Source organism: Trichormus variabilis 0441 (assembly GCF_009856605.1).
Classification (GTDB): domain Bacteria; phylum Cyanobacteriota; class Cyanobacteriia; order Cyanobacteriales; family Nostocaceae; genus Trichormus; species Trichormus variabilis.
In genome coordinates, this window is sequence record NZ_CP047242.1 from 2,822,535 (window position 1) to 2,836,673 (window position 14,139).

Genomic DNA, 14,139 nt, shown 5'->3' on the forward strand with positions numbered 1-14,139 from the left:
AAACTTTCCAAGACGAATTTTGAATTTTGAATTGGTATAACTATTTACCAGAAAGGGAAATGTCCGCTAATGTCATTGTAAAAATGCAATCTACCAAAACCAAGGAATTGGCTGTGAGTTTTTTCTCCTGGTGGAAAAGCTGTAACGCCAAATAGATATACTCCTGAGACAGTTGGATTTTGCCAAGGTTTCAAGGCAATTGTGATCGTTTGACCTGGAGAGACTGGCGGGTCAAATATGATGGATACTGTTCTGGTGTGACGATTATCCGTCGCATCTTTTAATCCAATTCTTTTACCTTGACGGGAGTGTGTACCTTCAAAAGCAAAACTGTTTTTCAGGTCGAAATGAATGTCATCTACTCCCTGATGCTGGTTAATTGCGACTTGTTGTAAGGGTTCGCTAGCGTTTTCTGGTAAGTTGACGGTGAAATAATATGTTGCGCCCCAGAAATTGACCTGGCTGTATGTGGTTACAGCTTCTACAAGGCGTGGTGGTTGAACAAAATAGACTGTACCATCTTGCAACTGAATTGCTTGACTCGGTGGGATGGTAGATCCATTGAGTATTGCTAAACTGGCGATCGCTGTACCCAATAATACTTTAAAGCCCATAACTCAGCTTGTTTGACCAATTAGATAGTAATTATACTTGCTCAATCGCTAAATAATTAGCCCATAAACTTAATATTTATTATTGATAAATTACTAAGATAACTATTATTACTTAAAAATACAAATGATTTGTAAAAGATAATTGATATCTATTGTCAGAGTTACTATGAAAGTTAGAAACTAAACATACAAACCCAGCAATTATTCTTATGAATGCTATTTCTAAAGTTGAATTCAAGCATCCGAGTTGGCAAACTGCTACCTTGTTTGCTCTCGGCTTCTGGCTGAGTGCTAGTCTAGTTTTGGATTGGGTAATTATGCCTAGTCTTTACCTTTCAGGGATGATGTTGCAAGAGGGTTTTACTACAGCAGGGTATGCAATTTTTTGGATTTTTAATCGCTTAGAATTGTTATCTGCGGCTGTAGTATTGACTGGCATACTGGTTTGGAGTAAAACTCACACACAAGGGAAAGTGAATATGACAGTTATCGCCGTTATGCTGTTGGCGATCGCTCTCCTCAATACTTATTTTTTTACTCCGCAAATGTCGGCTATTGGAGTTAATCTCAATCTATTTGCCACAGAATCTGCTATTCCAGCAACGATGAATTTACTCCACGGTGGTTACTTTATACTAGAGGTGGTGAAATTATTAGTAGGTGGCGTACTTTTTAATTGGTGCTGGCAACAGCAAAGTTAGATAGTCGTCCCTAAAAAATAGATGAACTCCAGGCAACAAGTCCTGAAGCCGAATGAGATTAAACTCGTGAATGTTGATCAGCTATTACGCTTTTAAATTAGGGAAGACCAAAAAATAAATTATTCCAAATTGACGGTTAGTAGGGTGCGTCAGTATGAATAATTTCTTGGTACAGCTAGGTTTTTTCGCACTGACGCACCCTACATTTTGGACATTTTTTTATCTGGAAGTCCCCTTACATAGTCATATAATTTATTGAAGGCTGACGGTTAACTGTCAGCCTTCAATTGTTAAAAATACTGTACTCTTGCGTCTAAACCATTAGAACGCAACATCCTAGACATTTGTTCTGCGGAAGAGCGATCGCTATAGGTTCCAGCATTGACAAAAGTTCCTAAATTGGATTTAGATGTGTAAGCACTAGGTACGTAACGGCGCACTTGGTTGAGAGTCCCGCCATTACTAATCGGCACTATGACCACATAGCGATTATTACCAGAATTATAAGAAATCTCTGCGATGGGTGAACCATTGATGTTGAGGGCTTGCCAAGTTTGCGAATCTACGTTGCCAGTGGGGTTCAGTTGATAATATTGCTGGAATGAGGCTACAGATGCTCTGGTGTATTCATCAAAATAACCATCGAGACTGCCAGTAAAAAAACCTAGCTGTGTCAAACGCTGTTGGACTGCTCTCACATTGTTGCCGCGATCGCCTACAGTGAGTAAATTTCTATTAGGCTGGTTGGCATATCTGTCTTCCCAGACTCGGCTGACTGCTTGTAGGATCTGCACATCAGCAATACCATCGGCTGTGAGTCGATAATCGCGCTGAAATCGGACAATTGCATCCCTTGTCATTACACCAATAGAGCCAGTGGGATTGCCATTAAAATAACCCAAATCCCGTAGACGTTGCTGCAAATCTCTCACCTGTGGAGTAGATAAACCCGGTCTATTGGGAACTTGAGCAACACCACCTAAAGCATTCCACGTTTGTTGATTGACAACTCCGGTAATAGGTAAACCTGCATTGCGTTGAAAGGCCATGACCGCATCTCTAGTGATACTGCGAAAATTGCCTGTAGGATTAGGGCTGAAATAACCCAATTGACGTAAACGCTGTTGCAGTCTAGTGACAGCTTGACCAGTACTACCTTCCGAAAGTACTGGAGATTTAACACCTAAGCTACCAGTTGCTGCATTTCTGATAGCTTGTGCAGTTTGACTACCAACAATACCATCAGCACCTATGCGATTGGCACGTTGAAACCTGATAACTGCTTGCTGAGTTTCTGAGCCAAAATAGCCAGTGTTGGGGCCGTTAAAGTAACGCAACCGCCGCAAATTCTGTTGTAATTGGGAAACGGCTACTCCTCTGCTACCTAGCCGCAAGTCACTACTGTTTATAGCTCCAGGAGTTGCACTACGACACGCTCTTTGTAAAGCCCTTTGTGTCCCACCACCCACAACACCATCAGCCGCGAGTCTATTAGCGCGTTGAAAACCAATCACACCACTACGGGTGATGCTAGCAAATCTGCCATTCACGGGGCCATTGAAAAAGCCTAATTTTTTTAAACATCTTTGGATTTCGGCAACTTCTGAACCAGTACTGCCTACTTTTTGTAACGCTAAAGCTTCTCCAGCCAGACTCAAGATGCTTATACTCAGGGCTACAGATAACAGCCTAATTGCTGCACTACTAGAAAACTTTGGCCATTGCCAAAATTTTAGATTAACTTTTATGGGAATAAATTCTATATCTTCCGATGCCTCATAAATAGAGGCAAGATGGGAATAACTGATGGTGTCCATAGATGTCCTGCTTTTTCGTGGTAGAAGGATTCCCTGACAAAGGTTCTTGTCTAGATTAAAATCACAACAATCGGCTCATTTTCCGGTGGTTCAGCAAAGTTACTTAATAATGTGTGAACTTAAGGCACAATTATTGGTTTGAATCTATATAGATTTACTATGTTTGCACTTAATTTTATATAGAAAATATACCACGTTATCAGTGTTATTGGTACATTATGGTATTTCATCAGTGTCGCTATCGTGCTGAGAATGTAGCTTTAATAACTGTAGATGGGCTTGCGAGAGACGTTGCATGCAACGTCTCTACAGCACAGAATAAAGTGCATCTATGGCTACGCCAGGCAAGCTACATCAAGAAACTGTATAAGTCCTAAATTTATCTTTATTAAAGTGATAAATTATGTAAGTTTTGAAACGTAGAGTAACGCTAAGTTAAGCGCAGATTAGCTCTGATTTTGAATGAAAAAATTAAGTTTGCGTTAAAGTAGTTTTCTTATGCTCAATTATCAGGTTTTAAGATGCCTACATCCAAACTTAGCCCCAAGCCACAGCTGAAAACGGGGTTTAGATCATCCCCGTCTTGTGGTATGAGGTGCTGTAGGCACAATGTTTTAAATCTTGACTATTATTCATCCACTCGTTCAATATTCCCAACTTTTGTCCAACCCTCTATTTTGGTGCTTTCAACGCGAACCTTTTTCCAAAGTTTATCTGGGTTTTCTTCTAAGACAATAATTTTTTCGTCGAAACCAGCGCCTCCCACTCGTTCAGCCTCTTGAGTTGGTTCAGCCCTCAAGCTTACCCCTTGAGGCCATGTAATACGCCCTTTATAAGCACCTTTTGGCAATGGCTTTTCTGTTTCTGTGGGGGATGGACTGGGAGTAGGAGTCGTTTCGATTTTAGCTTGAGGTGTGGAGACAGGTTCTATCTTATTCTTTTTGCTATCCGGGTCTTTGAGTGCAGGAGTATCATTAGCATACATAGGCTTGGTTGGCGGTATGGCGGTTCTATTCATGAAATAGAGTCCAACCGCAACGCCGCTACCTAATAAAACTGCGATCGCTAATAATATTCCCAGTATGAACTTAAGCAAGGCGGAAAACATAATTTAAAACCTCATTACCAATAGTCAATAGTCAATGGTCATTAGTCATTAGTCAATAGTCAACAGTTTGAGACTTGAGACTATTGACTTTGCACAAATTAATTATGGCAACTTACACTGAAGTGTTAGCGTAGCTTGCCAAAGCTGTCACTCAAGGGGCTTTGTTTTGAAGCTAGACGCGCTCTCCCTGCTGCTGCCCATTCTTGTAGTTCCTGAATCTGCTCTACAGCCGTTCTAGCCAGGGGTATGATTTGACTAGCCGCCTCCAAAACATCGTCGGTAGTGAAATCTCGATTTTGACTAAAGCCGATGTGCATTGCTTCTATCAAAGTTTGCTCGATTTCTGCCCCTGAAAAATCTGGTGTTTCGTATGCTAAACGCTCAATGTCATAATTTTTCAAATTGTGGGGGCGCAGTCGGGATAAATGAACATTAAAAATGGCTTTTCTTTCTTCTTGACTGGGTAAACCAACAAAGAAAATTTCGTCAAATCGCCCTTTCCGCAACATTTCTGGTGGTAAAGCTTGGATGTTGTTGGCGGTAGCAACAACGAACACTGGGGAGGTTTTTTCAGCTAGCCAAGTAATAAATGTGCCGAAGACGCGGCTAGTGGTTCCCGCATCACCTTTACTACCCAATCCAGAAAAAGCTTTATCAATTTCATCAATCCACAGAACACAGGGTGCAAGGGCTTCTGCTACCTGAATCATTTGCCGGGTGCGGGATTCTGATTCACCCACCAAACCGCCAAATAATCGTCCGACATCTAGGCGTAGTAGGGGTAAGTGCCAATGATGAGCGATCGCTTTTGCCGTTAAGGATTTACCAGTACCTTGAATGCCTACTAATAATAAACCCCGTGGGTGGGGTAATCCATATTGGCGGGCGCGCTCGCTAAAGGAACCGCCACGACGTAATAACCAATCTTTGAGGTTATCTAGTCCCCCTATATCAGAAATCTGCTCAGTGGCGGGGTAAAAGTCGAGGATTTGGGTTTGGCGGATAGTTTGGCGCTTTTCCTCCAAAACTAAATCTACGTCTTCTGGTTGCAATTCGCCATGAGTAGCGATCGCTTTCGCCAAAACCCGCCGAATTCTTTCCATCGATAGCCCTTGGCAAGAACGCACTAAATCATCGGTAACTTTCCCAGAGAGGGAATTACCAGTAGCTTGCAGTAAACGTTCAATCTCTACTTTAATTTCTGGGGCGTTAGGTAAGGGGAACTCGACAACCGTTAAAATTTCAGTTAAATCGTCAGGAATAGCGATGCGTGGCGATAATAAGACAATATTTTTCGGTTGCGACTTCAGCAGTCTCGCCAGATTGCGGAGTTTGCGAGCGATCGCCACATCATCCAAAAATCGATGATAATCTCGCAAAATAATGACTGCTGGCGCTGATGCTGGTAATTTCTCTAAAAATTCTAAAGCTTGCAGGGGATTGCGCCGCCCAAATCCCACATCATTGGGGTTACCTTGATAACCATCGACAAAATCCCAAGTGTATACTGGGCGATTACCTTGATTGGCTGCTTCTTCACGGATAGCAGTTTCTACCCGTTCTTCTTCATAGGTAGGTATGTAAATTAACGGATAACGCGCTCTCAGTAGCAGCTTAAACTCTTCACGGAAGTTCATATCTAGGGTTTATGGTTAGTTGCTCTTGAAGGCAATGTACAACTTTCTTTAACCAAAATCCCATTTGATCATGCGATCTAGTGTTGAGTGGGGGATTGGGGACTGGGGATTGGGGAATAGGAAGAGTTAGGGGAATAGAGATCAGGCGGAAAAGAATAGTGACAACTGAATAATGACAACTGACTAATGACTAATGACTAATTGCTGCTTAAAGTAGCTCTTGGGTAAAAAACAGCGATCTGGTAAGAAAGGATTATCAATATATTGAGATAAGAAAGTTCCTGGTTGGACTCGATGACAGAATGGTGGCACAATTCCCCATTCTTCTGCTAACCAAATCCAGTATCCAATTTCGATTTTGCCGTAGCTGGATACAGTTAAAATTTCCCCAACGCTATTGTTGATAGATACTAACTCAGGGGATGACTTAACTTCGGTTAACAACCAAGCTAATTCATCTACAGAAAAGTAATAGCCATAATCAGCAGCCACTTTAGTAAACTGTTGTGGATTTTTCGCTGATAGTAATTGATCTTTGAGTAGCGGTGTTGTTTGCGCTAAATCAAATAAATTCCAAATCTGCTTCCTAGTAATGAGGAACCAAGCAATTTCTTCTGCTTTTAAGCAATATCCATTATCTACTACTAAGTTAATAAACCCTTCTAAGGTATCAACTTCTCCTAGTTGACTTTTTAAGAATAAGTTTTGCTCCACAAAAGCAAAAAAATCAATAACTTTCTGCCAGGTTAATTTATTCGGATTATTATAAAGATTTATTTCATTCTTCCAAAAATTATACCGTTCTTCTTTTAAGAAGAAATTCCATATCTGGTAGTACATAATTTGTAGCTCCTTTCCTTGAATATTTGTAAAAGTATTAATAAATATCAGTGTAGTAACTATAAACCTGTATGTTCGACAGTATTCATGAAACTTCTTTTGTGAATACCAGCACACAGGGTACAAGTATATTTTCCTGTAAAAACTATAGCTGACAGAAAAAAATTACTGAGACAAAGTTCTCAGCGATCGCTAATTTTATATTTTTAAAAATAGTGATAATTTCTAAATATATCGAAATGTTTATATAAATTATTTAATATTTGCTTAAATACAACTCGCTTGGTAAATTGTGGAGGTGATAGAGGCGATCGCTCATTTTTCACTATGATTTGTCTGTAAATGCGAAGCATCTCTGTAGTTAATTTTTAACCACAGAGATGCAAAAGTAAAATAAATATGCGGTGTTATTTTGAGTTTATTGGTAAATCGCGGAGGTAGTAAAAGCGATCGCTCCTCCAATCACTACCTTTAACTCGTCCTAAGTAGCCTGTTAAGGGCGATGAAAGCTCTATCAAAATTTCGTGCAGTTCTTTAGATTCTAATGCTTGAGGATAATCAGATGTCATGTAGGCAGCATGAAGTGCTTCGACTCCAGCACGTTCATATTTAGTACGTTCAAGGTAATTTCTTAGTACTTGGATAATGTGCGATCGCAATTTAATCTGTTGTTCAACTTTATCAATATATTCGCCAATCTTATAGTCAATCTGTCCAGGTTCTAGGTATTTTTTTATTTCAATTAAGTTGATAGCACCAGGATATTTTGCTGAAAATTCAACTAGCTTTTGTAAAGTCATAGCATTGATAATACTTACTTTCCATTCTTGTGCTGCTTTGAGAGTATCTGCTGATGGATTACCTGGGCCAATTACTAATTTAGTTGAAAGTAGGAATTTATCTGAGCCTAAGTGCATACCACCTAGCTTAATAAGCTCCTGTACGGTATGACTGGGAATCAGTCTACCCGCCTTACATTCACAAAGCAGAGGGTAAGGTTGTGAACAGAATAAATCTAAGCCTCCAGCACCGCCTTTATAAGCATCTTCAACCTTAAATCCTAAAAATTCTAGACTTTGACGTGTAATATTTTCAAAGTCTGTACCAGCTTGGTAATTGCTTTTTTTCTCGTCTAGCTCTATGCTGCGATCGCCTAATTTAGCAATGTCATTTATCCAAGCTAAATCTGTATTTATTGATTGAATCTGCTTAGTGTTTTTCCAACCTAAAAATATTTGAATATCATCATCTAATTTTTTAGCTACTGGGTTACTGATTGCAAGCAAGGCTAGAATACTCTGTAATTCTTCTAATTCTTCATGCTGTAAGGGTTCTAGTTTTTCTAGTTGTTGTCTGCGTTGTGCGAAGATGCGATCGCTTAACACTGGATTATCTTCAGTCACAGTCAGGGATCTTGGCAACGGTACAAAGTGATGGCTTTGATTTTGTATATCAATTTCCTGTGGCTCTGGTAGTAAGTATACGCGTAGGTAAGCCAAAAAAATATAAGGTCTTTGTGCAAGAGTTTGTTGTAATGCTTGTGTAGTCCAGATTGTTAATTTAGACAAATCCTCAATAGATTCACGAGCATTCAGCATTTGGCAAACTTCACATTTCGCCCAAGCTTTAATTAAAGCTGTTTCAGTACCTAAATTTGCACTAACCGTTTGAGCAATATTTAAGAAATTTGGACGGTAGTATTTTTCATTAGGTAATAAGTTAATCGAAATATTAGCTGGATAAATACCAAAAATCTGCCCCGGATTAATGAATTTCCGAGGCATAGCTGCAATAATTCGCCCTTGTATTAGTGCTTCAGTGTCAGGAGCAGGTAAACATAGAGCATTGTATATAAAAACTGATTTGCTCATCCTTAATTAAATAACTCAATCAATGCGTCTGAATCATCTGTATTATCATTAATTGACGGATTTAAAAAACTGTTTATTAGTTCTTCTCCCTCAATAGCTTCTTCATCAATTTGACAAGAAGGCTCACTCAAAATTTCTAGTAACAAAGGATGTATACGAGTTATTTTCTGGGAAAATTGGATAACTTGTTCTTCGGTAAGTTGATAGTTACTGCACTTTTGATAGACATAATAAAGCTCAATAAGTGGTTTTATTTCTTCTGGTTTCAAATCTAACCATTCGCCACCCAATTTTGACACAAGGTCTTCTAATAAATTATATGCTTTTGATGCCTTATTAATCTTATTGGATTTAGAACGCAGTAAACAACCACGATTAATATCAAATTTTTGATAATCAGTTAGCCGATTTAATGTAGATAGTATTGATTTACTAGGTTGGCTGATAGCTACTCCAATCTTGATATTTTTTTCATTTTCTGTAGCGACAATTTTGAAATTAATGTAGCCATTGTTGGCTGATTTTTGAGCTAATTCCTCAATTGCTTGTATGATAAATCCGTTCAATCTTTCACCCGTAGAAGTCTCACCTTCTAATATTTCACCTTTGAGGGTTTCAAAGCTAAAGCGCAAAGCATCAGCAATCAAGGAATTATTATCTAAATAATTTCCAATATCTGCCTCACTTTCTCTTTTTAAAGCCAATTCAAAACGTTCTAATGGGTCTATTGGTAAAATTTCACCCTTAACCTTAAAGTTTTCTGCACACCATCTTAATGCTTCTCTAATAGTTGGTCTTCCTTTACCAAATTCTTGCAGTTGATTAACTTCAAATGGGTAGAGTAAATCCGGTGGAGTTAAATTTCTTGCATTGTAAAAGTCTTTGAGCCAAATAGTTACTAATTCAATCAGAGAATTACTATCAATATATCGTAAATCTATTGGTTTTGTACCTGTATATTTTGAAACTCTATTTGGCGTACCACCCGGTATGCTGTTTATACTATTAGTCCAGGTTTCAGGAAGCATGACTGTGATAATAACAACACCTCGACCGAGTTCATAATTTTCGAGAGTATCATGCAGAATTTTAACTAAATTAGCAATTACGATTTCCGTGGTTAAGCCATCCTCGTTACAGTTTATTTTGACATCTATTTCGTCAAAACAAATAACTACTGGGTTGTAGTAACTGACTAAATTTAAAATTTGCTGAATATTTTTGAGAGCTTCAGCTTCTTTGTCTTGATTAGTTTTGCTAGGGTTTGGTAATCCCAGAGCATCCGCATCAGAGTTGGCTAACTCATCACCAGACAACCATTTGATTGCAAATGGTGATTTAGTTTCTGAAAGAGTCCACAAAATAGCTCTGAGAATATAAGGATCTGCATTTGGCTTTGTTGTCAGAACTGGTTTGATGAGCGCGTTCATCAAATTTTTGTTATTCGCTGAAAAACTTGCATCTACTTTGTCAAATCTGTTCACAAGTTCTTGAGAAGAAAGGTTTGCACCATTGGGATTAATAGCTTTGAAACCTTCATTTGCGATCGCTGCTGCTACTTCTTGCCACTGAGTTACTCCTTGACTTCCAGTTTTGCTGAGACTATCTGCCAAAGTTTGCTGAAATTGGTATTTAACTAAATTTAAATCTGTATAGTTATTGACACCTGAATATATGAACAACGCACCACCATCAAGTTCCAGCCTATGACGAATACGGCTGAGAAGGTGTGTTTTTCCAACTCCTTTTGCCGCAGTTATGGCAATTGATGTTACTTTATCTTGACTAGATTGACTGGTACGCACCAAATCAATTGCTTGAAAAATAGTATCAGAAGCATGGGCATTTAAGGTAGTTACGTCAAATCTCTTTTGCCAGACATCTGATTCTGTGTTGATGCCAGCATTGGTAAATGGGTTATGGCTTTGAATAGCGGCGTTGACGGCTTCTATTGGAGAAACAGAAATATTAGTCATGGTGATTTTGTAAAGTGTGAGGAACTACAAGACTTTTGCAACTATCTGATTAACTCAATCGTTTGGCGTAAGAGCGTAATTCTGCCCCAGGGATAGTGATTGAATCTTCACGTTTATCAGGAGTGAAGTCTGGTATTTCTCCAGCAATCAACTGAAAAATGTCATTAGCCTGTACTTCCAGCAGCCACTCATGAAAATTTTCACGACTTACGCGATCGCCAATTTCTCTCCTAATGCGATAAATTGGTACTAAATCATTCAAGTTATAGTTTTGGTTTAACTTGTCGTAGACTTCCAACACCACTGACTTAAACTCTTCATAAGAAGCGATCGCATTCTTTCCATTAACTGGTACAGATGTGTTAACTACCGCAACATCAATCTGACTAATCCACTTCACCAACGCATTCGCCGCCCAAGTACCAACAATAGTCCCCTCAAACTTAAACTCGCCACTCCGCAAACTCTCACCCAACACTTCTAAACCCTTTGGCGATGTTAGAGTGTATCCTTGCTTAGAGATGGCGATCGCTCCTTGTTCCTGTAATTCTTCAAATACACCCTGATAATCTGCCGCTTTCTTACCCTTCGATAAAATTCGTTTGTTGAGTTGTCCTTTCTTTACTTCCTGCTGCATTCCCCCCAAATCCCACAAAGCAAGCAGAAGACGAGTTTTAGTTTTGGCAAGCTGTAAACTATCTTTACCCGAACCCATGTGATGTAGCCTGTTTAACTGGTGATTATTACATCATTATAGTTTGCTTTTTCTTACACACTTGGCTTAAGTACCATTGAAAAATCTCTTGATTTTTTACGAAAAATAGCTGTTTTGTTCAATAAAACAAATATTTTTATTAACCCTATGTAATTTTTTATATATTTGATGACACAAATTTTCTGATATTTTACCTAAGCATAAAAGCCACAGGATATCTTATTAGAAATTAAGGTTTCAATGCGATAAGTTTTGCCGATCGCTCCTAATTTCTCCCTACATGATTTTCCGAGCGTACTAACCACAAGCCTATTTCTTTGGAGCGATCGCAATGTCTCTCAAAAGTAGGACGGAATACATGACAAATCAGATCACCATATACAACAGTTGTCCTCAGACAGAATTTCCCCAGGAGATAGATTATGGTGGGTGATTTTTTCCGTAAAGCCAAAGATTTTATGGGCGGTTCCAGAGACGAAGATCGTGGTTATCGGGAACGTTGGGAAGAGAGCGATCGCCCCTCCCGTAATGACCGTTATGAAGATGAAGAGGATGAAGAGGAGTATTCTGGCGATGTCCGCCGCTCCCGCGATGACCGTTATGAAGACGAAGAAGATGAAGGGGAGTATTCTAGCCGTTCTCGCAGAGACCGCTATGACGACGAAGACGAGGACGAATAATATCAAGTGTGAGAATGGGTAATACTAACAACCAATCACCAATTACCCATTACCAATTTCTAATATTGTCCCTACCAAACAAGCTTTATCTATATTCACACCTTGTAAATTCACCCCTGCCAACTCTGCACAGAGTAAGTTAGCCCCAGTCAAGTTCGCTCCCGCCAGATTCGCCCCCCGCAGGTCGGCTTCTTCGAGATTCGCTTCACTCAATAACGCCCCTTGTAAATCAGCACGGCTTAAGTCTGCGCCTTTCAGGTTCGCACCAGTTAGGTTAACCCCTCGCAAATCAGCACCCCGTAAATCAACGCCCTGTAAATTGACGTTCATTAAATTAGCGCCACTCAAAAAAGCCCCAGCCAAGGCTACACCACTGAGTCTAGCTCCCATCAGGTTCGCACCACGCAAATTACTACCCCGCAAGTCTGCCCCTGTTAAATCTGCCTGCATCAAATTGGCTCCCATCAAATTTGCCCGCAAGTCAGTTTCTTGAAGGGTTGCACCCATCAAATTTGCCCCCTCTAAATGCCCACCTTCGAGTTTAGAACGAGTAAAGTTAGTACCAACAAGGTGAGCGCCAGCTAAATTGATGCGGCTTAAGTCCAGTTGGGACAGTTCTTCATCTTCTAAATTAGCCCCTGGCAGTTGCTTGAGTTGTCCTAGTTTAATAGCGTCAATATTCATTGCGGGTAACTACTCATCTCCTCACTAGTCTTGTTTTGGCTATCCCATCGGGAATCAAGTAGCCACATACCTGTGCTGACTTTTGGTGTCATTAGGGGTAGGTCGAGTCCTTGTTGCAAACCCATGACTAATAAAAACAGGGCATCTATTAGTTTAGGGTCAAAGCGGTTTGCTTGCTGTCGGCATTCTTCCAGGGCTTGTACAAATATCTCTTGCCGATTTTCACTAGCTGTTCTTTTTTGGTTAACTTGCCACTGAAAGTCTGCAACTAAAGCCAAAATTCTCGACTCTAGAGGAATTTCGTCACCAGCTAAACCCGCAGGTTCCCCCGTCCCATCCCACCACTCAGTTTGATGAGTAATAATTTGAGCTACTGCCCGTAATCTTGACATTTTGCGTAATGCTTGCGCTCCTGGGACTAAAGAGCAAGTTAATGGACAACTGGGGGCTGATTCTTGGTGGTGTGTGGAAGTTCCAGGTGTAAAAATACTCTCTGCTTTTTGCAGTGGATCTATTCGGTGCAATAATCCTGCTAGTTTTAATCTTTTAATCTGCCATGCAGGTAAATCTAAAAGCTGTGCCAAAGTTTCTGCTAAGGTTGCCACTTCGGCGGCGGCTTGTGGATTGGTGATATCAGCCAAATCCATCAACTGTGCCATCCGCAAAAATGCCTGGATTTCGTTGGAAACCAAGTTGCTATCTAAGGCTTGCTGACGAACGGCAGCAGGAATAGATAATTGCTCTTGTCCTGTTTGCAGGTAATCTACAACACGGGAAACGACTATACTCAAGTCTTCTGAAGTGCTGACATAGTTCTCAATTCCTTGAGCATGAATGAGGAGTTTTGCTGCTAATTCTGGGTTGTATTTTTGAATATGGGCGATCGCTAACTCTGCCGTTTCTTTTACTAATTCTGGCTCAAAAGTCCACAAGCCATAAAATTTACGCTCTACATCAGAAGCCGGTCTGCCACCTACTCCATAATCAGCATCAGATAATTCTTGACAAAGTACCATTGCTGTGTACTTAGGCGACAAAATAATCAAATGCCATTCTTGAGCTACTGGGTCGGATGGATCTAAAGGGACTAAATTGACATTTGGCAGTTGGCTAGTGGGATGTTCAGCAAAGCCTGCATCTGGCGCTGCCATGATAGCAATTTGGCGACTGCACTGAGCGATGTCTGCATATCTTTCAGCTTCTTGCAAATACCACTTACCCCGTTGGAAGGCAGTAATTACTAAAGGTGAATTATCATCCGCCAATATATGGTCTTCTAAAGCATGACAAAGCGCAACCAGGGTATTTTTGTAATACACCCCGAATCGGACTGGTCTGGTGCTGTGGCGATGGGACGCTTCTAGCTGTTGTAGAATTGAACCTTCTAACATGGGGTTTGATTATATGAATCGCCGAGGCGCTAAGGAAAACAGGATTTAATCCAGAGGTGATAAATTTATGCTTCTGAATCTTTAGTTTACTGTGCTTTGTGTGTC

At 40.1% G+C, this 14,139-nt stretch carries 12 protein-coding genes; 2 read left to right on the forward strand and 10 right to left on the reverse strand.

The window, feature by feature from the left end; all coding sequences use genetic code 11:
- Positions 1 to 44 precede the first annotated feature (44 nt).
- Positions 45 to 614 carry a DUF2808 domain-containing protein gene (locus tag GSQ19_RS11480; RefSeq protein ID WP_011318087.1) on the reverse strand — a complete coding sequence of 190 codons (570 nt, stop codon included), beginning with the start codon at positions 612 to 614 and terminating at the stop codon, positions 45 to 47.
- A gap of 209 nt (positions 615 to 823) precedes the next feature.
- On the opposite strand from GSQ19_RS11480, the gene GSQ19_RS11485 reads away from it, so the two are divergent.
- Complete coding sequence (locus GSQ19_RS11485) at positions 824 to 1,315, forward strand: hypothetical protein (protein WP_011318088.1); 492 nt, start codon at positions 824 to 826, stop codon at positions 1,313 to 1,315.
- A 290-nt stretch (positions 1,316 to 1,605) separates the two neighbouring features.
- Here GSQ19_RS11485 and GSQ19_RS11490 read toward each other — a convergent pair whose 3' ends face one another.
- From GSQ19_RS11490 to GSQ19_RS11520, 7 genes are all read right to left on the reverse strand, one after another.
- Entirely contained in the window at positions 1,606 to 3,132 is a 1,527-nt protein-coding gene (locus tag GSQ19_RS11490; RefSeq protein ID WP_011318089.1) for a peptidoglycan-binding domain-containing protein, read from the reverse strand.
- A gap of 628 nt (positions 3,133 to 3,760) precedes the next feature.
- Positions 3,761 to 4,240 (reverse strand): SH3 domain-containing protein, encoded by a 480-nt coding sequence (locus GSQ19_RS11495; RefSeq protein ID WP_011318090.1) that lies wholly within the window; start codon positions 4,238 to 4,240, stop codon positions 3,761 to 3,763.
- Between the two features lie 125 nt (positions 4,241 to 4,365).
- Positions 4,366 to 5,877: an AAA family ATPase gene (locus GSQ19_RS11500; RefSeq protein WP_011318091.1), complete on the reverse strand. Its 1,512-nt coding sequence runs from the start codon at positions 5,875 to 5,877 to the stop codon at positions 4,366 to 4,368.
- A 183-nt stretch (positions 5,878 to 6,060) separates the two neighbouring features.
- A complete protein-coding gene (locus GSQ19_RS11505; RefSeq protein ID WP_011318092.1) occupies positions 6,061 to 6,717 on the reverse strand; it encodes a Nif11-like leader peptide family natural product precursor in 657 nt (218 codons plus the stop codon).
- Between the two features lie 407 nt (positions 6,718 to 7,124).
- Entirely contained in the window at positions 7,125 to 8,588 is a 1,464-nt protein-coding gene (locus tag GSQ19_RS11510) for a DUF1802 family protein (RefSeq protein WP_011318093.1), read from the reverse strand.
- Between the two features lie 2 nt (positions 8,589 to 8,590).
- The gene (locus GSQ19_RS11515; RefSeq protein ID WP_011318094.1) at positions 8,591 to 10,564 is read right to left on the reverse strand and encodes an HAD family hydrolase; all 1,974 of its coding nucleotides are present in this window, start codon (positions 10,562 to 10,564) and stop codon (positions 8,591 to 8,593) included.
- Positions 10,565 to 10,613: 49 nt separating this feature from the next.
- Positions 10,614 to 11,279 (reverse strand): hypothetical protein, encoded by a 666-nt coding sequence (locus tag GSQ19_RS11520; protein ID WP_011318095.1) that lies wholly within the window; start codon positions 11,277 to 11,279, stop codon positions 10,614 to 10,616.
- 422 nt (positions 11,280 to 11,701) lie between these two features.
- On the opposite strand from GSQ19_RS11520, the gene GSQ19_RS11525 reads away from it, so the two are divergent.
- Positions 11,702 to 11,959, forward strand: coding sequence for a hypothetical protein (locus tag GSQ19_RS11525; RefSeq protein WP_011318096.1), 258 nt, complete (start codon positions 11,702 to 11,704; stop codon positions 11,957 to 11,959).
- A 42-nt stretch (positions 11,960 to 12,001) separates the two neighbouring features.
- Here the strand turns inward: GSQ19_RS11525 and GSQ19_RS11530 are convergent, their stop codons facing one another.
- Together GSQ19_RS11530 and GSQ19_RS11535 are read right to left on the reverse strand one after the other, a co-directional pair.
- Positions 12,002 to 12,643: a pentapeptide repeat-containing protein gene (locus tag GSQ19_RS11530; protein ID WP_011318097.1), complete on the reverse strand. Its 642-nt coding sequence runs from the start codon at positions 12,641 to 12,643 to the stop codon at positions 12,002 to 12,004.
- Positions 12,640 to 14,034, reverse strand: coding sequence for a DICT sensory domain-containing protein (locus GSQ19_RS11535; RefSeq protein WP_011318098.1), 1,395 nt, complete (start codon positions 14,032 to 14,034; stop codon positions 12,640 to 12,642). Before GSQ19_RS11535 ends, GSQ19_RS11530 begins: the two co-directional genes overlap by 4 nt.
- Positions 14,035 to 14,139 lie beyond the last annotated feature (105 nt).

What these genes read in the sequence shown, in the direction of transcription:
- GSQ19_RS11480 (WP_011318087.1), bottom strand. Translation starts at nt 614, where the DNA reads ATGGGCTTTAAAGTATTATTGGGTACAGCGATCGCCAGTTTAGCAATA.
- GSQ19_RS11485 (WP_011318088.1), top strand. Translation starts at nt 824, where the DNA reads ATGAATGCTATTTCTAAAGTTGAATTCAAGCATCCGAGTTGGCAAACT.
- GSQ19_RS11490 (WP_011318089.1), bottom strand. Translation starts at nt 3,132, where the DNA reads ATGGACACCATCAGTTATTCCCATCTTGCCTCTATTTATGAGGCATCG.
- GSQ19_RS11495 (WP_011318090.1), bottom strand. Translation starts at nt 4,240, where the DNA reads ATGTTTTCCGCCTTGCTTAAGTTCATACTGGGAATATTATTAGCGATC.
- GSQ19_RS11500 (WP_011318091.1), bottom strand. Translation starts at nt 5,877, where the DNA reads ATGAACTTCCGTGAAGAGTTTAAGCTGCTACTGAGAGCGCGTTATCCG.
- GSQ19_RS11505 (WP_011318092.1), bottom strand. Translation starts at nt 6,717, where the DNA reads ATGTACTACCAGATATGGAATTTCTTCTTAAAAGAAGAACGGTATAAT.
- GSQ19_RS11510 (WP_011318093.1), bottom strand. Translation starts at nt 8,588, where the DNA reads ATGAGCAAATCAGTTTTTATATACAATGCTCTATGTTTACCTGCTCCT.
- GSQ19_RS11515 (WP_011318094.1), bottom strand. Translation starts at nt 10,564, where the DNA reads ATGACTAATATTTCTGTTTCTCCAATAGAAGCCGTCAACGCCGCTATT.
- GSQ19_RS11520 (WP_011318095.1), bottom strand. Translation starts at nt 11,279, where the DNA reads ATGGGTTCGGGTAAAGATAGTTTACAGCTTGCCAAAACTAAAACTCGT.
- GSQ19_RS11525 (WP_011318096.1), top strand. Translation starts at nt 11,702, where the DNA reads ATGGTGGGTGATTTTTTCCGTAAAGCCAAAGATTTTATGGGCGGTTCC.
- GSQ19_RS11530 (WP_011318097.1), bottom strand. Translation starts at nt 12,643, where the DNA reads ATGAATATTGACGCTATTAAACTAGGACAACTCAAGCAACTGCCAGGG.
- GSQ19_RS11535 (WP_011318098.1), bottom strand. Translation starts at nt 14,034, where the DNA reads ATGTTAGAAGGTTCAATTCTACAACAGCTAGAAGCGTCCCATCGCCAC.